This is a genomic window from Rathayibacter agropyri (assembly GCF_013249015.1).
In the GTDB taxonomy this organism is placed as follows: Bacteria; Actinomycetota; Actinomycetes; order Actinomycetales; family Microbacteriaceae; genus Rathayibacter; species Rathayibacter agropyri.
The window spans coordinates 1,100,425-1,120,798 of sequence record NZ_JABRPL010000001.1; the positions used below are offsets into that span (position 1 = coordinate 1,100,425).

Sequence of the window (20,374 nt, forward strand, 5' to 3'; positions counted from 1 at the left end):
GGGATCGGGCGGCACGGTCAGTCGCGTGGCAGCGGCTCGACGGGCTGAGTCGCGCCCGACGCCGGAGGCGTGGCAACCGGAGCCGCGTCGGCACCCGCCTCGTCGGTCGGCGCGCCGATCAGCCCGGCCACCCGCGCGGCCACCGCCTCCGGGTCGGCGAACAGCTCGAAGTTGTGCACCCGCAGGTAGTGCCAGCCGAGCCGTCGCAGCAGTTCCGGACGCAGGCGCAACGAGACTCGCAGGCTCTGCGTGCTCACGTCGCGGTCGGTCTCGACCACCGCGGCCCGCGTCCCGTGCGCGGCGACCAGGGCCAGCTTGCCTTTGTGACCGACGTTCACTCGGAGCCCGCGGCGCTCAAGGCGCGCGGCGAGATCGACCAGCATCGGCTCGGAGTAGTCATCACGGTCACTCGGCTGGACCCGGTCCTCCGCCTCCTGGAGCACCTGCGCCAGCGCCACCATGCCGTAGCGCATCCGAGACTCGTCGATGTCACCCGGGCGGAAGCACGAGACGATGTCCATCGAGCGGCGCGCGCGGGTCATTCCGACGGCGAGCAGACGCTCTCCCCCGGGCTCGGCGAGCGCGCCAAAGTTGGAGAGCAGGCGGCCGTGCGGAGTGCGTCCGTAGCCGATCGAGAAGATGACCCGGTCCCGGCTCTGCGCCACCGACTGCTCCAGCGTGACCACCGCGAACGGCTCGGGACGATCGCCCAGAATGAAGTCGTTGAGGTCCGTCCGCTTGGCGAACGCCGTGAGCACCGCCTGCTGCACCCGCACCGCGTGACGCGGACTGGCCGTGATGACCATGAGCGACTCCCGCGGCCGGATCACGGCGTGCTCAAGCACCAGCTCGACCACCTTCGCGACCTCGGCGTCGACTGACTCGACGGCTCCGGAGTCGTTCTCGGGCATGCCGTGCCCGCTGGCGATGTAGTGGAACCGAAGCGAGTCGTGACCGAGGAACGAGCCGGCCCACGGGAGGGAGTCGATGCGCCCGCCGTAGAAGCGGCGGTTCACGAGCTCGGCGAGGTCCTCGCCACCCGCTCGGTAGCTGCGGGTGAGCGTAACCGTGTTGAGCAACTCGCCAAGTCGCGCGAGCGCGGACTGCGCGTGCAGCGCCTCCACGTCGGTGCGCGAGGCGGTCGCGCCGAACTCGGGCGTCTCATCGACGCGCAGGCTGAACGGAGTGGGCGTCTGCGTCACCGGATCGCCAAAGGCGACGACCTGCTTCGCCCGGCGAATCGCTCCGACGTTCTCGGCGAGCGTGGTCGCTCCTGCATCCACGAGGAAGACCGCATCGAAGGTCGTCTCGGTGCCGATCCGGTGCACCTCGTACGGCGAGGCGAGCCACGCCGGAGCGAGAACGCGCGAGAGGTGGGGTGCCGCCTTCTGCAATTCCTGTGGCGTGGTCGCCGACTCGGTGCGCAGCAGCGCCCGCAGCGCATCGCGCTCCTGCGGCCAGTCGACAAGACCGATCTTCCAGGTCTCCGAGAGCTTCCACGCCAGCAACTCGGCGCTCGATGCCGCGTGAGCCTCATCGACAAGCTTGAAGTCGGCCTCGAGCCGGTCGAGGACGCCGGTGTTGCCGCCGAGCAACGCGCGCTCGTCGGCCAGCATGATCTCAAGCGCCGAGCGCCACCAAGCGAGGTCGATCTCAGCCGCGACCAGCTCGGCGGGCACATGGCGACGTGACAGGTCGGCGAGCAGCGGGTCCAGGCCCCAGTCACGCAGGGTGGCCAGGAGGGTCGTGCGCTCCTGGAGATTCGCCAGCACCTCGCTGTCCTCGGCGAGACCCGAGATCATCGAGGCCAGTTCGGCGAGCGGCAGAGAGGCGAGCTGGAGGTTGGTGCCCCGGCGGCCGAGCGGCTCGTCGACCCGGCCCAGCTGATCGGTCACCTGCTGGTGGGCAACCTGCACATCCGCGACGCCGACCGGCACCTCGGGAATCGTCCCCGCGACGGCGTAGCGCTGCCACAGCGTCCGCTGCTGCTGCACACGACGCAGGGAGGCGTTGAGGTCGGTGACGTGCGCTCCGGGCCGCAGATACTCGCGCGCGAGCTTCTTGAGGCGACGGCGGTTCGTCGCCGACATCTCGGAGGCCTCACGGCGCGGCGCGGTGGCAACGATGAGGTCTTGGATCGAGCGATCGAACACGGCCGGCTGGAACTTGTCGAGCGTCTCGCGCACGTCCTGCAGCAGGCGCAGGTAAATACCGAGCTCGGCGACGGATTCGAACGGGCGCATCCGGGTCTGACCGATGACGTCCTGAGCCCGATCGAGCAGGCGCGGCAGGTCACGCAGGTGCAGGCGCTTGGCCAGCTCGTGCGCGACCTCGGCGTCGGCCGTGGAGTCGAACTGCGCGCCATACCAGGGCGAATCCCCCGGTCCGTAGCGGAACTCGCCGAGGCGCGCCGACTCGATCAGCATGCGCGTCGCCTCCGGGCGGCTCTGCGCGAGCGCGCTCACGGTGCGGCGGTCGAGCCGGGCGGCGGTCGACGGAGGCGTGCGCAACTGCGACAAGCGCGCCAGCTCCTCGAGGGCCTGCAGGGCGGAGACGCCAAAGCTCTCGTCGCGGCGCGAGAGCGCGCCACGGTAGTCGAGCAGTACCTTGCGCAGGCGTAGCAGGGCGTCGTCGATCTCGCTGACGGAGGGGCGCGAAGCCTTCTCGTTACGGGCGATCGACTGGATGAGGTCGCGGCGGAGGGTCCGTGGGCCCACCGCAACCCCACCGAGACCGGCAGACAGCAGGCGCTGGTGGATGCTGTCGAGGCTCGAGCGACGGGCGCTCACCACGAGCACGCGCTTGTGCTGGGCAGCGAGTGCCCCGATCGCGTTGACGACGGTCTGGGTGCCGCCGGTGCCCGGCAGGGTCTTGACGACGAGCGAGTTGCCTGCCGCGATGTTCGCGATGACCTGCTCCTGCTCAGCGTCGGCGTCGAGCAGAAGAGTGTCGGTCGCGGGCGGACGTTCGTCCTGCGGGATGATCGACGCGACCTTCTGCGACTGCTGGAGCGCACGCTTAGCAGCCGGGTTGCCGGCCACAGCGTCGAGCACGGGGTGCTCGAGCATCCGAGCGTCACGGAGCATGTCGCCCGCGACATCGGCGAAGCTCGACACGACGAGGCGCGGGTGCACGGCGAACCACGGCAGGTGCGAGGTCATCCCGCGGAGCTGGTCGATGACCGGCTGCGGCTTAAAGACGCCATTCTGCACCGCGAGTTCGACGAACTGATCCGGATCAATGGTGATGCCGAACTGCTGCTTGAGGGCTCGAGCGAGCTGCGGGTTGAAGTAGGGCTGCCCCTTGAGCTTGAGTTCGAAATCGCGCCCATAACGGCGGATCGCGAGGGGACGCAGCAGGACGGGAGCGGTGAACTCGGTGTCTCCGGCACGCCACTGAGCGAGACCGATCGCGAGGTGGACGCCCTCAATGCCGCGGACGGAGCGCAACTCGATCCCCTTGTCGGTGATCGCACCGGCGGCGCTCTTGGCCGTGCGCAGAGCGAGTTCGTCGCGGATCAGGGAGGAGAGCAGGGTGGTCTTGCCCGAAATGAACGGCGGCAGTCCGCCGGGATGCGTCGTCGAGAGTTCGATGCGGGTCAGCGGCGAGTCGACGAAGTGCAGCAACGGCGAGGGACCGCCCACGTGTGCGAGCTCATCGCGCCAGGATTGCCACACGGGGTCGGCCACGTTGCCACCCTGGTACCCGACCTCACCGCTGGTCACCTGCACCGGAGACGTGTGGGTCGGAGGGAGTCGATGGGCGGTCGCCTCCCCGGCGTCACCGGACTCGGGGGAGGTCGCCACCGGTCCGGCTCCAGGGAAATCATCGACTCGTTGCACACGGACACCCTAAACCGGGCACCTCCGAAAGACAGTAGCGACGCGGGTGGGCGTCGCGCCACCCTCATTCGGGCCAGACTGCGAGAGGCGGCACGGTCTCGAGGCGGCGTTCGTCGCCGACGACGTGGATCCGACTGCTCAGCCGGTCGTGCCCGGCGGCGGCAGCGACGGCGATCATGACGAGTTCGGCGTGATCGCGGGTGAGGTGGCCGAAGGCGAACCGCAGATCGACGGGACGACCGGTCGCGAGCGAGAGCGCGACGCGCGCGACCGCCTCCTCCGAGAGATCGAGGACGCCGGCGTGCTCGGCGAGGGCGAGGAAGTCGACCTCCGCAGCGCCACTCGTCACCCACGGGTGCTCGGAGCGGAGGCACCCTGAGCGCGCGAGGAGTTGCTCGGCCGCATGCACGGCGGGTCCTGCCAGAGCGAGACTCACGAGTGCGCCCGCTCGCCGCGCCGACCACGGACGCGGACGGCAACGGAAACCACCGCCGCCAGAAGACAGGTGACGCCCGCGACGAGCGGCGCGAGCCAGCCGAGAACGCTGACCTCATCGACGTCGGGGCCGAAGTACTGCCAGTGCGCGATAGCGAAGACGAACAGCGAGAAGAAGCACAGGGCGACGCCGGTGAGCGCCGAGACGAGGTCGGCAGGCCCGACCAGCGGGTCGCGGTCGAACGGGGCCACGGCACCGGGGGCGAGGGCGCCGGAGGGGGTCGGGGCGACGATGCTCGGCTCCTCACTGCGAGGCTTCTCGAGGATGCCGGTGGTGCTGTGCTGCGTCATGCCTTCGATAGAAGCAGTCGCGAGCTGTCGCCGGCGTCATCCGGTGGCATGACGTCACGAGCCGAGGGGATGGTGGCGCGCCGAATGTCCGGCGGGCCGGCGGCCGAGCGAGGACTGGAAGCGGAGGAGGTATCCGTCGGGATCGGCGACGACGAGCTGGCGCACCCCCACCTCCTCCGCGCCGACGCGGTACCAGCGGCTCTCGAGCGGTGAGAAGAGCGCGACTCCCGCCTCCGCCAGCGCCACCGCACGGTCATCGGCGTCCTCGACGTGCACCTGGAGGTTCATCCCGCGCCCGAACGGCTGTTCCAGCGCACCGGCGAGCCAGTTGCGGCCCAGCCCGGCTTCCTCGAGCATCACGTGCGCGGTGCCGAGGACGAGGTAGGCGAAGCCCTCCTCTGGCCGGGAGTAGTGGAGCCGAAAGCCGCAGGGGCCGCACCAGAAGGCGAGGCTGCGCTCCAGGTTCTCGACGAGGAGCTCGGGAACGAGATCAGGATCGGTCATGGCGACGATGCTGACACGCGTCGGACGTCAGCGCCGGACTCCCCGTGAGGCCAGCGGTCAAGTTCGCCGGATGGACGACAATGACCTGGGCCGGGCGGCGCGCGGCCCAGTACCGCCCAGACCGTCTCGCTGGTGGCCGCGGTCGTCCTGTTGGGAATCTGGCTCGCCGAAGTGGCAAACCTTCCCGGCGGCGCGGGACGAGGGAACCTGCTCGTGCTCGGCGGCCCGGTCATCGTCGTAACCCTGATCTCTCTCACGGCGAACGCGCGCCTGATCTTTTCGACCCGGGCGGGGCGGGCAGAGGTGAGCACGGTGCTCGCCCGCGCGCCGGGCTACCGCCGAATCATGGCGATGTGGATCCTGGCGCCCCTGTCGTGGCTCGCCTACGCAACGCCCGGTCAGGTCTGGACGCGGGACGTCTGGTTCTGAGGACTCCGGGTTACGCCTCCGCGCCTTCGGGGCGCTTCGTGCGGCCGGGGAGCAGCAGCAGACCGGAGACGCCGACCACGATCAGGAGGATCGCGACGACGGTGACGAAGGAGGCGAGGGCGAGCACCGGCATGATGATCGTCAATACTCCGGCAATCACCGAGGCGATCCCGCCCGCGATCGGCAGCCAGGCGGGGCCCGCGATGGTGCGGCCGCTGGCGATGCTCGAGACGCCGTCAAGGATCCAGCCGAGGCCGATCACGAGGCCAAGGACGGTCAATGACCCGAACGGGTTCGAGAGGCAGAGGATTCCGGCGACCAGGATGAGCGCGCCGAGCAGACCCGCCAGCCAGCGCACCCGCGCGTTCAGTCGTGAGGCAGTGAAGGCGAGCAGCAGCCGGAACACGCCGGCGGCGATGAGATGGATGCCGAAGACGATCGCGACCGTGAGCAGGGTCGGTCCTGGGATCAGCACGGCGATCACGCCGAGGCCGATCGCAATCAGCGAGACGGCAATGATCCAGCCCCGCTCAACGGCAGTGCGGGACATCGTGGGCGCGGCGGTCTCGGACATGGCGTTCCTTCGCGTCGAGAAGTAGGGACGCTCCGACGGTAGGGCACCGGAGCTTTCCGGCGCGGGACCTTGCGCGCGGGGCGCGAAGCGGGTCAGCCCTGCGAGCCGGCGCGCGCGGCGGCGCGATGCCTCCGGATGCTGCGCACGACGAGCGCCAGCAGCAGCACGCCGATCGCGCTGTAGATGACGGCGTCGAGGACGCCTGCGTACTGGTCGACGAGTTCGTACTGCGTGCCGAGCGCCGCGCCGAGCCCGATCAGCAGGCCGTTCCACGCCCCGGAGCCGAGAATCGTCAACCCCGAAAACAGGAGCAGGTTCATCCGCTCGGCGCCCGCCGGGAGCGAGATCAGGCTGCGCACCCCGGGAATCAGCCGGCCAAAGAGCACCGCCCACGTGCCGTGACGGCGGAACCAGCCGACTGCCTTCTCAAAGTCCTCGCGGTCAACCAACGGCAGCCTCGAGAGCAGCCGGATCGAGCGCTCGGTGCCGATACGGTGACCGAGCCCATAGAGAATGAGCCCGCCGAGGTATGCGCCGAGCGTCGCGGTGACGACGACCAGCACCAGATTCATCCGCCCCTGCTGCGCGAGAAAACCGGCCAGCGGGAGAACCAGCTCGCTCGGGATGGGCGGAAAGACCGTCTCGATCAGCGTCAACAGGCCGACGCCCGCCTCGCCGAGCGCGGCGATGATCCGGGCGGCGACGCCGACGAGTCCAGAGAGTTTGTCGATGCTGTCCGAGGAGGAGGCGGTCGCCACGGAGGCGCGGGCGAGGGCGAGAGTCGCGATCGTCATGACTGAGAAACTACTCAGTCCATCGGGCGCTCACCTGGGAACCGCCCGCGCTCACGGATGCCCGGTGAGGACGACCATGTCCGAATCCTGCAGCCGAACCTCGACTGAGGCGATCTCGGACAGCGGCACACCGGTGGCGAGGCTCGGCTCCATCGTGGTGCCCGGTGCGCTGGTCCACGAGCCGACCGCTTCGGTGCTGCCCGACGTGTCGGTGACGTAGAGGACGTAACTCGTGGAGCCCGCGTACTGCTGAGCGGTCTCGCCCCAGCTGCAGTCCATGTCGATCCGGGTGCCCCACTGCTGGGGCACGAACTTCACCGAGGCCTCGACCGGAACGCCGGGCGCCGCAGCCAGAGACACTGTCGAGCCGACTGTCTCGACAGGAGTGAGCGACGGAGCGACCGCCAGCGGGAGGGCGACGGCGCTCGCCGCCGAGACTCCCGCAGCGGCGAGGACGAGGGCAGCGATCCGGATTCGCGTGCGTCGGCGCAGCGACTCGGCGGCGGCGGCGAGACGGGCGAGGAGCGCGGGCGGCGCAGACTCCTCGGGGCTCGCCTCCGGCTGTTCAAGGAGACGCAGGGCTTCGCCGTGGGGAAGATGCGCGAGGAGCCCAGGCAGGGGAACGAACTCGGCCAGGCCCTCGCGGCAGGCGGGGCAGCCCCGCAGGTGCAGCTCGAAGGCACGGCGGTCGGCCGCGGAGAGGGAGCCGAGCAGGTAGGCCGCGTCCCAGTCGCGGAAGGAGTCGTCGTGCGCCTCGTCAGAGAGCGAATCGTTCGTCACAGCTCGGTCACCCCCCGCTCCTGCAGCGCAAGCTTGAGCGCCCGCATTCCGTAGTGCATCCGCGACTTGACGGTGCCCGGGGCGATCCCGAGCAGCTCGGCGATCTCGGTCACCGAGCGGCCACCGTAGTAGGCGTGCACGATCACGGCGCGATGATCGTGGCTGATGCCGCTCAGCGCGTCGGAGAGCAGCCAGGCGTCGAGCACCTGATCGGTGCGGTCGGCGGTGGGGCGCTCGGGGACCTCGTCCGTGCCGAGCTCGCGGGCGTACCGGGCACTGCGACGGTCGTCGATCACGATGTTGCGCGCGACCGTGTAGAGCCAGGAGCGGGCCGCGGCCTCACCCTGCGCGAGGATCTCGGGGTGCTTCCACGCGCGCAGGAGCGCCTCCTGCACGACGTCCTCGGCCATCTGCCTGTCGCCCGTCAAGCGAAGGACGAACCGCCAGAGCGCGCTCGCGTGCTCGTCGTGCAGAGCACGCAGCATCTCGGCCTGATCCTCGGACATCCCCACCTCTTCCTGCTCCAACGTACTGGGGGGCCTGACGGTTCAGACAGGCCCACGGCCCCTCCTCGCGTCGCGGCTCGCAGTCTGGTAGTCCGGAGTTGATGACCTTCCCCGATGCCGCCGATGCCGCCCGCGTGCGTGCCTTCCTCCGCGACTCCCGAGCCCGGATCGTCGACGACATCCGCCGCCTCGTGATGATCGAGAGCCCCAGCGACTCGCTCGAGGCGCTCGGAACGCTGCATGCCTTCCTGGTGCACTGGGTCGGCGAGCGCCTCGGCCACGACGCCGAAGTGCAGCACCACCGCGCGCAGGACGCCCCGACGGCGACCAGTTGGACCGTTCCGGCGAACGACGGCCACCGCCCGCACCGGGGCACCCGCCCGTTCGTGGCGCTCCTCGGGCATTACGACACTGTCTGGCCGCTCGGCACCACCCGCTCCTGGTCTTTTGCGGTCGACGGCGACCGCCTGAGCGGACCAGGCAGTTATGACATGAAGGTCGGGCTCGTGCAGATGGTCTGGCTGATCGCCGCGCTCCGGCACACCCGCCTCCCTCATCCGGCGATCCGACTGGTCATGACCGGGGACGAGGAAGTGGGCAGCGCGGCCTCCCGGGCGTTCCTGGAAAGCCAGAGCAGCGGGGCGGAGGCGGTCCTCGTCTTCGAGGGAGCGATCGGTGACACGGTGAAGACAGCGCGCAAGGGGATCGGCCGCTTCGCAATCGACGTCGTGGGCATCGAGGCGCATGCCGGGGTCGAGCCTGAGAAGGGGGCGAGCGCGATCCACGAGCTGGGGTCGCTGATTCCGCGGGTGCTGAGCATTGCGCTCACGGAGGCCGGCACCTCGGTCAACATCGGAGTCGTCGCCGGAGGCTCGCGGGTGAACGTCACCACGGCGCGGGTGCGGCTGGAACTGGAGGCGCGGATCCACGACTCGGCGGAGGCTGCCCGGGTCGAGGCGGAGCTGAACGCGCTCGACGCTACCGACCCGCGCATCCGGCTGGAAGTCCGCGGCTCCTGGGAGCGGCCCGTCTTCGAGCGGACCGCGTCGGTCGCTGCGCTCTACCGGCGGGCCGAGCGGGTAGCGAAGCGGATCGGCGTGCCGCTGAGCGAGATCGCCGCGGGCGGAGCGAGCGACGGGAACCTGGTCGCGGCGCTCGGGCTAGGGGTGCTCGACGGACTCGGCGCACCCGGCGAAGGAGCGCACGCACGGACCGAGGCGGTCAGCATCCACGGCATGCTGGAGCGCACGACCCTGGCGGCGATGCTCGTGTCAAGCTTCGGCGAGGCGTCGGAGCGGGATGACTCAGTCAGGGATGACGGAGCACGGACGGACGGAACACGGATGAGGGAGCACGGATGACACTGCAGGAATCACGCCCGGTGGGCGTCGTGATCGAGGCTCCGGCCGCAGAGGTCTACGCCTTCGTCTCCGACCCCGCCAACCTGCCGCGCTGGGCCGCGGGCCTCGCCTCCTCGGCGGTCGAGGAGGTGGACGGCCGCTGGTTCGCCGACTCGCCGATGGGCCGGGTCGAGGTGCGCTTCGCTCCGCAGAACCCGTTCGGGGTGGCGGATCACGAGGTGACACTGCCGGATGGGACGGCGGTGGACAATCCGCTTCGGGTGCTCGTGAACGGCGATGGGGCTGAGGTCGCATTCACCGTACGTCGGCGGCCCGGAGTGAGTCTGGAGGACTGGGACGACGACTGCGCCCGCGTCGCCGACGATCTCGAGACCCTCCGGCTGCTGTTCGAGCGCGGTGCGCTGTAGGTTCATTCCAGCTCCGGCGCAGGGCCGGCACCCGTGAGAACGAGGACGCGATGACCTCCCCCGATCTTCCGAGCACCCGCCCCGCCGGCGGCATCGAGCTCAACGGCCTCGACACGATCCAGGAGTCGGAGCGGCACGGCCGGCCGCGCGACCTGTTCTGGCCGTGGTTCGCCGCGAACGTGTCGGTGCTCGGACTGAGCTACGGCTCGTTCCTGCTCGGCTTCGGCCTGTCCTTCTGGCAGGCCACGCTCGTCGGCGTGATCGGAATCGTGGTCTCATTCCTCTTCTGCGGCTTCGTCGCGGTCGCGGGCAAGCGCGGCTCGGCGCCGACGATGGTGCTCAGCCGCGCGGCATTCGGCGTCGACGGCAACCGGATCGTGTCGGTGATCTCGTGGCTGCTCACGGTCGGCTGGGAGACGGTGCTCGCCTCCCTCGCCGTGCTCGCGACGGCGACCGTATTCGAAGAGTTCGGCTGGGACGGCGGCGTGCTCACCAAGGTCGTCGCGCTGATCGTGGTCGCGGCGCTCATCGTGATCGCGGGGATCGCCGGCTTCCGCCTGATCATGCGGCTCCAGCTCGCGATCACGGTGGCGACCGCCGTGCTGACCGTCGTGTACGTCGTGCTCGTGCTCGACCGGATCGACCTCGCGGCCGTCGGGAGCCTGCCCGCCGGCTCGACCGCCGCCGTCATCGGTGGCCTGGTGTTCATGATGACCGGCTTCGGGCTGGGTTGGGTGAACGCCGCGGCCGACTACTCCCGCTACCTGCCCCGGACGGCACGCACGGGCCCAGTCGTGGCCTGGACCACGATCGGCGGCGCCGTCGCCCCCGTTGTGCTCGTGATCGTCGGCCTGCTGCTGGCCGCCTCGTCGCAGGACCTCTCCGACGCGATCGCGGCAGACCCGATCGGGGCGCTCGCCGGCATCCTGCCGACCTGGTTCCTGCTCCCCTTCATCGTCGTCGCGCTGCTCGGACTGGTCGGCGGCGCAGTCATGGACATCTACTCCTCCGGCCTCGCGCTGCTCAGCACCGGCCTGAAGGTCTCGCGGCCGGTCGCGGCAGGGATCGACGGGGTGCTGATGGTGCTCGGGGCGATCTACGTCGTGTTCATCGCGGGCGACTTCCTTGGCCCGTTCCAGGGCTTCCTGATCACGCTGGGCGTGCCGATCGCGGCCTGGCTGGGTGTGTTCCTGGCCGACCTCCTCCTCCGCCGCCGCGACTACGACCAGGAGGCGCTGTACGATTCTCGCGGCCGCTACGGCAGCGTGTCGGCGGTGCCTGTGGCGCTCGTGCTCGTCGGATCGGTGATCGGCTGGGGCCTCGTCGTCAACTACTCACCCGGCTTTGAGTGGGAGGGCTACCTGCTTGGCCCGATCGGCGGCCGCGAGGGCGACTGGGCCGGGGCCAACCTCGGCGTGCTCGTCGCGCTGGTGATCGGAGTCGTCGGCACTCTCGCGCTGTCGCGCTCGGCGGTGCGGCGCCAGGAGGCATCGGCGTGAGCCTGCTCGTCGCCATCGACTTGCAGCACGTCTTCGCCGATACTCGCTCGCCGTGGGTCTCCAGCGAGTTCGCCCGGGCGGCCGACGGCACGCGGCGTCTGCTCCCCGAATTCGGCGATCGCGTCGTCACCACGCGCTTCGTGGCTCCGGAACAGCCGAGCGGCGCGTGGATTCCGTACTACCGCGAATGGCCGTTCGCGCTCGTGCCTGAGGGCGACCGGCTGTACGAGCTGGTTCCAGGCTTCGAGGGGCACCGCACCATCACCGCGACAACATTCGGCAAGTGGGGACCGGCCCTAGAGGCGGAGGTGGGCGACTCGCGCGACGTCGTGCTCACCGGCGTCTCGACCGACTGCTGCGTGCTCTCGACCGCGCTGGCGGCGGCAGATGCGGGCGTTCGGGTGCGCGTCGTCGCGGACGCGTGCGCGGGCGCCTCCGAGGACGACCACCGGCGAGCGCTCGACGCGATGGCGCTCTACGCCCCGCTGATCGAGGTGACCACGGTGGATGCGGTGCTGGCGAGCGTCCGTCACGGAGGCTGAGAGAGGCGGAAGTGGCGTGAAAGGCGCTCTGACGCCCGACTGACCTTAGTTACGAACACTCATGCGTCGCGAGGGGCACCCATCACCCGGCATGATGGCCGCATGTCCCTCTCCGACAACCGCGACGTCGCGGCAGCCCGCATTCTGGTCATCGGCGAGGCGCTGATCGACATCGTTGAGCGCGACGGGAGTGCCGTCGAGCACGTGGGCGGCTCCCCCGCCAATGTCGCTCTGACGCTCGCTCGTCTCGGCCGTCCCGCGACCCTCGTCACCGACATCGCGGACGACGAGCGCGGTCGCCGCATCGTCGAGCACCTCGAATCCTCGGGAGTGGAGGTGCGACACGGGGAGGCCGAGCGCACGTCGACCGCCCGCGCCGTACTCGCCGAGGACGGCTCGGCGCGCTACGTCTTCGACCTGTCCTGGAACCCACCCGCGGCCGATCCGTCCGGAGCGGCCCATGTGCACACCGGCTCCATCGCGATCTTCCTTGAGCCGGGCGGCTCAGCGGTGCTTGAGCTGCTCGAGGCGCTGCCCGCCGGTATCACGGCGAGCGTCGATGCGAATATCCGCCCCGCGCTCGTCGGGACGCATGCCGAGGCTCTGACCCGTTTCGAGCGCGTCGCGAGCGCCTGCGAGATCGTCAAGCTCAGCGACGAGGACGCGGAGTGGCTGTACCCAACGGTGCAGCTTGACGAGGTGCTGACGCGGCTGCTCGGCCTGGGCGCGCAGCTCGCCGTCGTGACGCGCGGCGGTGACGGGCTCCTGCTCGCCTCCGCCACCGCACGAGTGAGCGTTCCCGCGGCCCGGATCGTCGTGGCCGACACGATTGGCGCCGGCGATTCGGCAATGGGTGCTCTCCTTGACGAGGCCTTCCGGCAGGGCCTCGGTGCGCCGAATGGACCGCTTCTTGACGGTCCCGCCCTCCACGCCATCGGCCACCACGCCGCGCATGTCGCCGGCATCACGACGTCGCGCTCGGGCGCGAACCCGCCCACCCGCGCCGACCTCTAACTTCCCCGCTGCTCCCGAAATGGTCTCGTCCGTGCGCGGGCATCTCGGGATATCGCGAGTGAGTCTGGCGCTCGGGTGGCACCGAGAAGATACTGAGCGCATCACTCAACGGAAAGGCGTGCCATGTCCACCTCGCTCAGCCCCTACATCGGATTCCGCGCAGACGCGCGGGAGGCCATGGAGTTCTACCGCACCGTCTTCGGCGGCGAACTCACGACCAGCACCTTCGGGGAGTTCTCGATGAGCGAAGACCCTGCCGATCAGGACCTCATCATGCACGCCCAACTCGTCACCCCGAGCGGACTGATCCTGATGGGCTCCGACACGCCGGCCTCGATGCCGGCAGACGAGGGAAGCCGCATCACCGTCGCGCTCTTTGGCGACGATGACGCCGAGCTCAGCGGCTACTGGGGCGGCCTGGCCGACGGTGGCGTGGTCACCATGCCGCTGGCCGCATCGCCCTGGGGTGACCGATTCGGGATGCTCGTCGACCGCTACGGCGTCGGCTGGATGGTGAACATCACGACTCCCGCGACCTGAGGCTCCTCCACAGGGTGTCCTCGAGCGGATCCCTCCCCAGGGTGCCCTCTTCCCGTCCCGCTCGTCCTCCCCGCAGGCGCAGAATGGGGGAACGCCCCGATCCGGTGGCGGTCCCACCACTCACGAAGGCTGCAGATGACGATCACGCTCGGATACAAGGCATCGGCGGAGCAGTTCGGTGCGCGCGAACTTGTCGAACTCGCGGTGAGCGCCGAGCGGCACGGCTTTGAGAGCGCGGTCGTCTCCGACCACTTCCAGCCCTGGCGGCACACCGGCGGGCACGCTCCGTTCTCGCTGGCTTGGCTGGCGGCGGCAGGAGAGCGGACGTCGACCATCCGTCTCGGCACCTCTGTGATGACCCCGCACTACCGCTACAATCCGGCCGTTATCGCGCAGGCCTTCGGCACCCTCGGGGTGCTCTACCCCGAGCGGATCCTGCTCGGCGTCGGCACCGGCGAGGCGCTCAACGAGGTCGCGACCGGGTATCAGGGCGCCGGGGAGCAGACCTGGCCCGAGTTCAAGGAGCGCTTCGCTCGTCTTCGCGAGGCCGTCCGCCTCATGCGCGCCCTCTGGGCCGGCGACCGGGTTACCTTTGACGGCGAGTACTACTCCACCCACGAGGCGTCCATCTACGACAAGCCGGAGAGCGGCGTCCCTGTCTACATCGCCGCGGGCGGCCCCGTAGTCGCGAAGTACGCGGGTCGCGCGGGCGACGGCTTCATCTGCACCTCGGGCAAGGGGATGGACCTCTACACCGAGAAGCTCCTGCCCGCGGTAGAAGAGGGCGCTGCGGCGGCGGGCCGCGACTCCTCGACGCTTGACCGGATGATCGAGATCAAGCTCTCCTACGATCCCGACCCGGCGCTCGCCCTCGAGAACACCCGCTTTTGGGCTCCGCTCTCGCTCACTCCCGAGCAGAAGCACTCGCTGACCGACCCCGTCGACATGGAGCGCGCGGCCGACGAGCTGCCGATCGAGCAGGTGGCCAAGCGCTGGATCGTGGGGTCCGATCCCGACGAGACGGTCGCGCAGATCAGACCCTATGTCGACGCGGGCTTCACTCACCTCGTCTTCCACGCCCCCGGCGACGACCAGCAGCGCTTCTTCGACAGCTTCGAGCGCGATCTCGCACCGCGCCTACGCGCGCTCTGACCCCCGTCCGCTTGCCGATCCCGTCCGAAAGGGCCGCTCCCGCATGACCACGGCCACCCTCCTCGCCCAACTCGACCGCGGCGAGCCGATCACTCGTGCGAGCGCCGAGGCTCTGCTTGGCTCCCGGGGAGCCGACCTCGATCTGCTCCTCGAAGCCGCCGGACGGCTCCGCGACGAGGGGTTGGTCCACCGCGGCCGGCCCGGAGTCGTCACGTACTCCCGCAAAGTGTTCGTCCCACTCACGAAGCTGTGCCGCGACCGCTGCCACTACTGCGTCTTCGTCGAGACGCCCGGCGGGCTCGCGGCCAGACGCGAATCGACCTTCATGGAGCCGGAGGAGATCCTCGAGGTTGCTCGAGCAGGTGCCGCGCTGGGCTGCAAGGAGGCGCTCTTCACTCTCGGCGACCGCCCGGAGGACCGCTGGCCGATCGCTCGCGCCTGGCTCGCCGAGCACGGTTATGCCTCGACTCTGGAGTACGTCGGGGCTATGGCGGTCCTGGTGATGAGCGAGACGGGCATGGTGACCCATCTGAACCCCGGCGTGATGTCCTGGGCCGAATTGCAGCGGCTGCGTCCCGTCGCCCCCTCGATGGGAATGATGCTGGAGACCACGGCCGAGCGGCTCTGGTCAGAGAAGGGCGGGGTGCACTACGGCTCCCCCGACAAAGATCCGGCGCTGCGGCTGCGCGTGCTCGAGGACGCGGGCCGCAGCCGCATCCCCTTCACGACCGGAGTGCTGCTGGGCATCGGCGAGAACGCCGCCGAGCGGGCCGACGCGCTCTTCGCGATCCGCGAGTCCCACGAGCGTTGGGGTCACGTGCAGGAGTGCATCGTGCAGAATTTCCGGGCCAAGCCTCGGACCGCGATGCAGAACGAGGTCGATCTCGAGTTGCAGGAGTATGTGGCGAACGTCGCCGTCGCGCGGTTGGTCCTCGGCGCGGATGCGACGATTCAGGCGCCGCCGAACCTCACCGATGAGCAAGAGCTCGGCCTGCTCCTGCGCGCCGGGATCGACGACTGGGGCGGGGTCAGCCCGTTGACCGCCGACCACGTGAATCCAGAGCGCCCCTGGCCCAACATTGACGACCTCGCCCGACTCACGGCCACCGCGGGGTTTCGCCTCTGCGAGCGCCTCACCGCGCATCCGCACTACCTCCGGGATGCAGCCACCTGGATCGACCCCCGGGTTGAGCCATACGTCCTCGCCCTCGCTGACCGCTCGACGTGGCTGGCCGACGAGGCGGCACCGGTCCTCCCTCGGCCGTACCGCGAGACGCTTGACGCCCTGCCCCGGCCCTCCGCTCCCACGCTGGGCACGGTACTCGCCCGTGCCGGCGCCGATCCGGCCGGGCTCGCGGACGCCGATTACCTCGCTCTGCTCGCAGCCGACGGAGATGACCTCGACGCCCTCGCCGCGCTCGCCGACGACGTCCGCCGCGAGGCTGTCGGTGACGTGGTCTCTGTCGTCGTCAACCGCAACATCGACACCTCCCTCTGGGGCGCAGGTGGGCTGACCGTCGAGCGCCTGGAAGAGCTCGCCGACGAGGCGGTCGCCCTCGGCGCCACCGAGCTCTGCCTGCAGGGCGCAATCGGGCCAGAGCACCCGGGCGACGACCTCCTCCTGATCGTCCGCACGCTCCGGCAGCGGCAGCCGTCTGTGCACCTGCACGCCTACCGCCCCGGCGAGATTCTCGAGATCGCCCGCCGAACAGGTCGGACCTTGCCCGCGATGTTGACCGCGCTTCGCGACGCGGGAGTCGACTCCGTGCCGGGCACGGCCGCGCGAATCCTGGATGACGACGTGCGCGCGATACTCAGCGAGGGCGCCGATCCGAGCGCAGCGGAATGGCGGGAGACCATTACTGCCGCCCATCGCAGCGGCCTGCGTTCGACCTCGACCATGGTCTACGGCCACGTCGAGACACCCGAGCAGCAGCTCGCCCACCTACGCACGCTGGCGGCAATTCAGGACGAGACGAGCGGCTTCACCGAGTTCATCGCGATGCCGTTCATCCCGGCCGAGGCTCCGCCGGCCGTCGTCCAGGCGTCTCGCGCAGGCCCAAGCCTTCGCGAGACCCGCGCCGTGCACGCTGTCGCCCGGCTGGTGCTGCACGGCCGGATCAACCACGTGCAGACGGCCTGGACCAAGCTCGGGCTGCAGACCGCGCAGGTGCTCTTGCGCGGCGGCGCCGACGACCTCGGCGGTCTGCTACTCGACGGCGTGCTGCGGCCGGAGGCGGGAGCGGAGGCGTTCCGTGCCCTCGACATACCCACAGTCGCCAGGATCACCGCCGAGATCGGCCGCGGCTGGCGCCAGCGAACCACAACCTACGGCGACGTCCCTTCCGACCGCGCGCTGCAGGCCGAACTGCCGAGAGCAGCGGAGCCGCGGCGGCTGCGGCTCCCCGTGCGCGAGTCCCGTCTGTCATGAGCGGCCCCTCGGACTATCTCGCGCGGCAGGCCGCTCTGGTCGGCGAGGAAACGGTACTCAGTGGCGGCGCGCGGGTGCGGATGCTCACCGCCGGCTCCGTGCAGCCGTCCGTCGTCCTTCTCGTCACCGGAGCCGGGCGGGGGGCTCGCGCCGACACATCGCTCCTGCTGCCTCTGCTCGCCCGACGCCACCGGGTCGCCGCACTCGAACTCGCCGACCTCGACGACCCCTGGGCAGACGGTCCGTATGCGGTCAGCGCTGCCCTCGATGCGCTCGGTGGCGCTGAGGCCGTCGTCGTCGGGCACGCGCTTGGCGCCTCCGTCGCCCTCGCCGCGGCCGACACCGAGCCCCGCGTGCGCGCCCTCGCCCTCGTGGCGGGCTGGCTGCATCCGACCGCGCGCCTGCTCGGCACGGCCCGGCTCTGGGCGCTGCTCGCCGACTCTCGGGAGGCACGCGACGAGGCGGCGCGACTGCTCGCTCTGCGCTCGCCCGGGTCCGGATCGCCCTGGGACCAGAACGCCGAACGGATGCTCACCGCCTCCGCTCGAGCCGATGCCAGCGCAGCTGCCGCTCGCCTGCGCATCCCCGCCCTCGTCGTCGGCTGCACCTCGGATGCGGTCGTCGGCAGTGAAGGCTCCGAAGCGTTGCTCGGCGCGATCGAGGACGCCCGCTACGCCGTGGTGGACTCGGGCCACGCCGTCCTGGCCGAGCGCCCGGCCGAGCTGCTCGCGGTGCTCGAGCACTTCCTCGCCGATCCTCGCCGCGATCCGGCGGGCAGCGTCTTACCGCGGATGACGATCTAATGAGCGACGAGGGCGCCGTCGACGTTGATGTCGTCGTGGTCGGCGCCGGATTCGCCGGACTCGGTGCCGCGACGCGCCTCGAGCGCCGCGGTCGCACCTCCTTCGTCGTCCTGGAACGCGCCGAGCGCGTCGGCGGCACCTGGCGCGACAACGTCTACCCCAACGTTTCCTGCGATATCCCCTCGCACCTCTACTCCTACTCGTTCGCCCCCGAAGCCGACTGGTCCGCGTTCTACGCGCCCGGCGCCGAGATTCAGGCCTACCTGGAGCGCGTGGTCGAGCGCGAGCAGCTCAGCCCGCGCCTACGCCTGGGCACCGAGGTCCTCGAGGCGGTCTTCGACGAGGAGGCATGCCGCTGGCTCGTCCGCACTACGCGCGGCAACTACTCCGCGGCCGTGCTCCTGCTCTGCGCCGGGCGCCTCTCGGAGCCGAGGCTCCCGGCCGTCCCCGGCCTCGATGCCTTCCCCGGCCCGGCCTTCCACTCGGCCCGCTGGCGCGACGACATCGACCTCGAGGGAGCCCGCGTCGGAATCGTCGGATCCGGCGCCTCCGCCGTGCAGATCGTGCCGCACCTAGCCGAACGGGCTGCCCAGGTCGTCCTCTTCCAACGCTCTGCGCCCTACGTCATCCCCCGACGCAACCGCGCGTACCAGCCGGAGGAGCGCCGGGCTCTCGCCCGCGCGCCGGGCGCCCTGACGCGACTTCGCGAAGAGCTGTTCTGGCAGGCCGAGCTCGGCTTTGCAGGCCGCGTCGGCGTACCGGAGGCGATCGATCGGCTGCGAGCGGAGGCGCTCGACCACCTCGCTGCGCACGTTTCCGATCCCGAGCTACGCGCCGTCCTCACCCCCGATTACGAGATCGGCTGCAAGCGGGTCCTGCTCTCGGACGATTACTACCCCGCACTCGCACAGGCACACGTTCGCGTCGTCCCCGGGCCGCTGCGCACGATCGATGGGTCAGCCGCTGTCGGCGATGACGACGTGCCGCACGAGCTGGACGTGCTCGTCTTCGCCACCGGCTTTCACTCGACACGCCCTCCGTTTGCTCGGCGCATCCGCGGCCGCGGCTCTGTGCTGCTCGCCGACCGCTGGGCCGACGGGATGGCAGCGTACGCCTCGACGACCGTGCACGGCTTCCCCAACCTCTTCGTTGTCAACGGCCCCAACGCCAGCCTCGGCCACAACTCCGCCGTGCACATGATCGAGTCGCAGATCGAGTACGTCCTCGCTGCCCTTGATCACCTCGAGACCACGGGCTCGGACCTCCTTGAGGTCTCTGCCCATGCCGAGGCCGCCTCCGTCGCCCGCATCGACGCACTGAGCACCGACACCGTCTGGACCAACGGCGGCTGCGAGAGCTGGTACCTCGACCCGAACCGGCGGCTCACACTGCTCTGGCCCGACTTCGCCTTTGCCTTTCGCGAAGAGCTGAGTCACTTCGATCCGGCGGCCTATTCATCGTCACCGCGCTCTCGCTATCGTGACCGCATGACCGATCGCGTGCTCGCTCCCGAACCGCCCGCCGACGGCGCGAAACCGAAGGGGCCCGCCTCCTACTTCCCGAGCATCGAGAAGACGTACGGCCGTCCGGTGCAGGAGTGGCTCGACCTCGCCGACGAGCGCCTGCGCCATGATGCGCACCTGCAGGTCGTGACCTGGCTCAAGGTCGAGCACGGCCTCGGTCACGGTCACGCGAACGCGATCGTCGCCTACGTCCGCTCCGCCCGCACCTGAGGGCCGAGCCGCGAAGACGCCTAGTCCCGCACAGGCTAGAGGCTGCCCGTGCCTCCGGGCCAGCCGTTCTCGCCGTTCGCGCCACCCGAGGATAATGGGGGGAATGCGAGAAGACGACGATGTCGATCTGGTGATTGACGCTTGGGCCAGTGCGTTGCCCGATCTGGACCTCGCCCCCCTCGATGTCCTGTCGCGCCTACGTCGGCTGAGCCCGCGTGTGCAAGAGGTGCGCCGACAGTCCTTCGCAGCCAGCGACCTCACCCCGTGGGAGTTTGAGTTGCTCTCCCTCCTGCGCCAGCTCGGCCCGAACGGGATGACGCCGTCCGGCTTGGCGGCTCGCCTCGTCCTCTCGAGCGGCAACCTCGCCAGCCGCGTCGACCGTCTTGCCGCCCGCGGCCTCGTCGTCCGCGAACACAACGCGGCGGATTCGCGGAGCAAGATCATCTCGCTCACTCCGCGCGGCACTAAGCGGGTCGACGAGGCCATGCGGCATCTCGTTGCGGCCGAGGGCGACGTGCTCGCTGCTCTCGACTCCACTCAGGTGTCCGTGCTCATCGAGTGCCTCCGCAGAATCAGCGACACGCTCGACCATTTGCAGTAGTAAGCCCAAAAAACCTGGGAGGTCAAGCCCGTTCAGGAGAGTTCGTACCGGTCGTAGCGTGAGGCGTGCACGATCG

Annotated in this window: 20 protein-coding genes; 12 read left to right on the plus strand and 8 right to left on the minus strand. The window is 70.1% G+C overall.

Annotation, left to right across the window (positions count from 1 at the left end; all coding sequences use genetic code 11):
- Nucleotides 1-17: 17 nt before the first annotated feature.
- The 4 genes from HRF29_RS05060 to HRF29_RS05075 form a co-directional block, all read right to left on the minus strand.
- Nucleotides 18-3,725, minus strand: coding sequence for a DEAD/DEAH box helicase (locus HRF29_RS05060; RefSeq protein ID WP_425503104.1), 3,708 nt, complete (start codon nucleotides 3,723-3,725; stop codon nucleotides 18-20).
- Nucleotides 3,726-3,906: 181 nt separating this feature from the next.
- Nucleotides 3,907-4,278, minus strand: coding sequence for a hypothetical protein (locus HRF29_RS05065; RefSeq protein ID WP_173245468.1), 372 nt, complete (start codon nucleotides 4,276-4,278; stop codon nucleotides 3,907-3,909).
- Nucleotides 4,275-4,628 (minus strand): hypothetical protein, encoded by a 354-nt coding sequence (locus HRF29_RS05070; RefSeq protein WP_173245471.1) that lies wholly within the window; start codon nucleotides 4,626-4,628, stop codon nucleotides 4,275-4,277. Before HRF29_RS05070 ends, HRF29_RS05065 begins: the two co-directional genes overlap by 4 nt.
- A gap of 54 nt (nucleotides 4,629-4,682) precedes the next feature.
- Nucleotides 4,683-5,132 (minus strand): bleomycin resistance protein, encoded by a 450-nt coding sequence (locus tag HRF29_RS05075; RefSeq protein ID WP_173245474.1) that lies wholly within the window; start codon nucleotides 5,130-5,132, stop codon nucleotides 4,683-4,685.
- 132 nt (nucleotides 5,133-5,264) lie between these two features.
- Here HRF29_RS05075 and HRF29_RS05080 point away from each other — a divergent pair, with 132 nt between their 5' ends.
- Nucleotides 5,265-5,561 carry a hypothetical protein gene (locus HRF29_RS05080; protein WP_173245477.1) on the plus strand — a complete coding sequence of 99 codons (297 nt, stop codon included), beginning with the start codon at nucleotides 5,265-5,267 and terminating at the stop codon, nucleotides 5,559-5,561.
- 10 nt (nucleotides 5,562-5,571) lie between these two features.
- Here the strand turns inward: HRF29_RS05080 and HRF29_RS05085 are convergent, their stop codons facing one another.
- The 4 genes from HRF29_RS05085 to HRF29_RS05100 form a co-directional block, all read right to left on the minus strand.
- Nucleotides 5,572-6,135 (minus strand): HdeD family acid-resistance protein, encoded by a 564-nt coding sequence (locus tag HRF29_RS05085; protein WP_173245480.1) that lies wholly within the window; start codon nucleotides 6,133-6,135, stop codon nucleotides 5,572-5,574.
- A 92-nt stretch (nucleotides 6,136-6,227) separates the two neighbouring features.
- Nucleotides 6,228-6,929: a DedA family protein gene (locus HRF29_RS05090; protein ID WP_173245484.1), complete on the minus strand. Its 702-nt coding sequence runs from the start codon at nucleotides 6,927-6,929 to the stop codon at nucleotides 6,228-6,230.
- Between the two features lie 51 nt (nucleotides 6,930-6,980).
- Complete coding sequence (locus HRF29_RS05095) at nucleotides 6,981-7,709, minus strand: zf-HC2 domain-containing protein (RefSeq protein WP_173245487.1); 729 nt, start codon at nucleotides 7,707-7,709, stop codon at nucleotides 6,981-6,983.
- Nucleotides 7,706-8,215 carry a sigma-70 family RNA polymerase sigma factor gene (locus tag HRF29_RS05100; protein WP_173245490.1) on the minus strand — a complete coding sequence of 170 codons (510 nt, stop codon included), beginning with the start codon at nucleotides 8,213-8,215 and terminating at the stop codon, nucleotides 7,706-7,708. Before HRF29_RS05100 ends, HRF29_RS05095 begins: the two co-directional genes overlap by 4 nt.
- A 101-nt stretch (nucleotides 8,216-8,316) precedes the next feature.
- On the opposite strand from HRF29_RS05100, the gene HRF29_RS05105 reads away from it, so the two are divergent.
- The 11 genes from HRF29_RS05105 to HRF29_RS05160 all read left to right on the plus strand — a co-directional run bounded on the left by HRF29_RS05105 (nucleotide 8,317) and on the right by HRF29_RS05160 (nucleotide 20,298).
- Nucleotides 8,317-9,576, plus strand: coding sequence for a M20/M25/M40 family metallo-hydrolase (locus tag HRF29_RS05105; protein ID WP_173245493.1), 1,260 nt, complete (start codon nucleotides 8,317-8,319; stop codon nucleotides 9,574-9,576).
- Nucleotides 9,573-9,983: an SRPBCC family protein gene (locus HRF29_RS05110; protein WP_173245496.1), complete on the plus strand. Its 411-nt coding sequence runs from the start codon at nucleotides 9,573-9,575 to the stop codon at nucleotides 9,981-9,983. The genes HRF29_RS05105 and HRF29_RS05110 overlap by 4 nt, the downstream gene beginning before the upstream one ends.
- A gap of 50 nt (nucleotides 9,984-10,033) precedes the next feature.
- A complete protein-coding gene (locus HRF29_RS05115) occupies nucleotides 10,034-11,482 on the plus strand; it encodes a purine-cytosine permease family protein (protein WP_173245499.1) in 1,449 nt (482 codons plus the stop codon).
- Nucleotides 11,479-12,024 (plus strand): cysteine hydrolase family protein, encoded by a 546-nt coding sequence (locus HRF29_RS05120; RefSeq protein WP_343043652.1) that lies wholly within the window; start codon nucleotides 11,479-11,481, stop codon nucleotides 12,022-12,024. Before HRF29_RS05115 ends, HRF29_RS05120 begins: the two co-directional genes overlap by 4 nt.
- 102 nt (nucleotides 12,025-12,126) lie before the next feature.
- Nucleotides 12,127-13,038: a carbohydrate kinase family protein gene (locus tag HRF29_RS05125; RefSeq protein WP_173245501.1), complete on the plus strand. Its 912-nt coding sequence runs from the start codon at nucleotides 12,127-12,129 to the stop codon at nucleotides 13,036-13,038.
- A 123-nt stretch (nucleotides 13,039-13,161) separates the two neighbouring features.
- Entirely contained in the window at nucleotides 13,162-13,578 is a 417-nt protein-coding gene (locus HRF29_RS05130; RefSeq protein ID WP_173245504.1) for a VOC family protein, read from the plus strand.
- A 135-nt stretch (nucleotides 13,579-13,713) separates the two neighbouring features.
- Nucleotides 13,714-14,730, plus strand: a complete 1,017-nt coding sequence (gene fgd, locus HRF29_RS05135) for a glucose-6-phosphate dehydrogenase (coenzyme-F420) (RefSeq protein ID WP_173245507.1) — start codon at nucleotides 13,714-13,716, stop codon at nucleotides 14,728-14,730.
- Between the two features lie 43 nt (nucleotides 14,731-14,773).
- Nucleotides 14,774-17,161, plus strand: coding sequence for a 7,8-didemethyl-8-hydroxy-5-deazariboflavin synthase CofG (cofG, locus tag HRF29_RS05140; protein WP_187698110.1), 2,388 nt, complete (start codon nucleotides 14,774-14,776; stop codon nucleotides 17,159-17,161).
- Nucleotides 17,158-17,964: an alpha/beta fold hydrolase gene (locus HRF29_RS05145; protein ID WP_173245513.1), complete on the plus strand. Its 807-nt coding sequence runs from the start codon at nucleotides 17,158-17,160 to the stop codon at nucleotides 17,962-17,964. Before cofG ends, HRF29_RS05145 begins: the two co-directional genes overlap by 4 nt.
- Nucleotides 17,964-19,697: a DUF4287 domain-containing protein gene (locus HRF29_RS15465; protein WP_187698111.1), complete on the plus strand. Its 1,734-nt coding sequence runs from the start codon at nucleotides 17,964-17,966 to the stop codon at nucleotides 19,695-19,697. The genes HRF29_RS05145 and HRF29_RS15465 overlap by 1 nt, the downstream gene beginning before the upstream one ends.
- Nucleotides 19,698-19,800: 103 nt before the next feature.
- Nucleotides 19,801-20,298, plus strand: coding sequence for a MarR family winged helix-turn-helix transcriptional regulator (locus tag HRF29_RS05160; RefSeq protein WP_173245516.1), 498 nt, complete (start codon nucleotides 19,801-19,803; stop codon nucleotides 20,296-20,298).
- The last annotated feature ends 76 nt before the right edge of the window (nucleotides 20,299-20,374 follow it).

Excerpts from the sequence above, each read along its gene's own strand:
- HRF29_RS05070 (WP_173245471.1), bottom strand. The coding sequence starts at position 4,628 with ATGACGCAGCACAGCACCACCGGCATCCTCGAGAAGCCTCGCAGTGAG.
- HRF29_RS05075 (WP_173245474.1), bottom strand. The coding sequence starts at position 5,132 with ATGACCGATCCTGATCTCGTTCCCGAGCTCCTCGTCGAGAACCTGGAG.
- HRF29_RS05085 (WP_173245480.1), bottom strand. The coding sequence starts at position 6,135 with ATGTCCGAGACCGCCGCGCCCACGATGTCCCGCACTGCCGTTGAGCGG.
- HRF29_RS05090 (WP_173245484.1), bottom strand. The coding sequence starts at position 6,929 with ATGACGATCGCGACTCTCGCCCTCGCCCGCGCCTCCGTGGCGACCGCC.
- HRF29_RS05100 (WP_173245490.1), bottom strand. The coding sequence starts at position 8,215 with ATGTCCGAGGATCAGGCCGAGATGCTGCGTGCTCTGCACGACGAGCAC.
- HRF29_RS05105 (WP_173245493.1), top strand. The coding sequence starts at position 8,317 with ATGACCTTCCCCGATGCCGCCGATGCCGCCCGCGTGCGTGCCTTCCTC.
- HRF29_RS05110 (WP_173245496.1), top strand. The coding sequence starts at position 9,573 with ATGACACTGCAGGAATCACGCCCGGTGGGCGTCGTGATCGAGGCTCCG.
- HRF29_RS05115 (WP_173245499.1), top strand. The coding sequence starts at position 10,034 with ATGACCTCCCCCGATCTTCCGAGCACCCGCCCCGCCGGCGGCATCGAG.
- HRF29_RS05125 (WP_173245501.1), top strand. The coding sequence starts at position 12,127 with ATGTCCCTCTCCGACAACCGCGACGTCGCGGCAGCCCGCATTCTGGTC.
- HRF29_RS05130 (WP_173245504.1), top strand. The coding sequence starts at position 13,162 with ATGTCCACCTCGCTCAGCCCCTACATCGGATTCCGCGCAGACGCGCGG.
- fgd (WP_173245507.1), top strand. The coding sequence starts at position 13,714 with ATGACGATCACGCTCGGATACAAGGCATCGGCGGAGCAGTTCGGTGCG.
- cofG (WP_187698110.1), top strand. The coding sequence starts at position 14,774 with ATGACCACGGCCACCCTCCTCGCCCAACTCGACCGCGGCGAGCCGATC.
- HRF29_RS05145 (WP_173245513.1), top strand. The coding sequence starts at position 17,158 with ATGAGCGGCCCCTCGGACTATCTCGCGCGGCAGGCCGCTCTGGTCGGC.
- HRF29_RS15465 (WP_187698111.1), top strand. The coding sequence starts at position 17,964 with ATGAGCGACGAGGGCGCCGTCGACGTTGATGTCGTCGTGGTCGGCGCC.
- HRF29_RS05160 (WP_173245516.1), top strand. The coding sequence starts at position 19,801 with ATGCGAGAAGACGACGATGTCGATCTGGTGATTGACGCTTGGGCCAGT.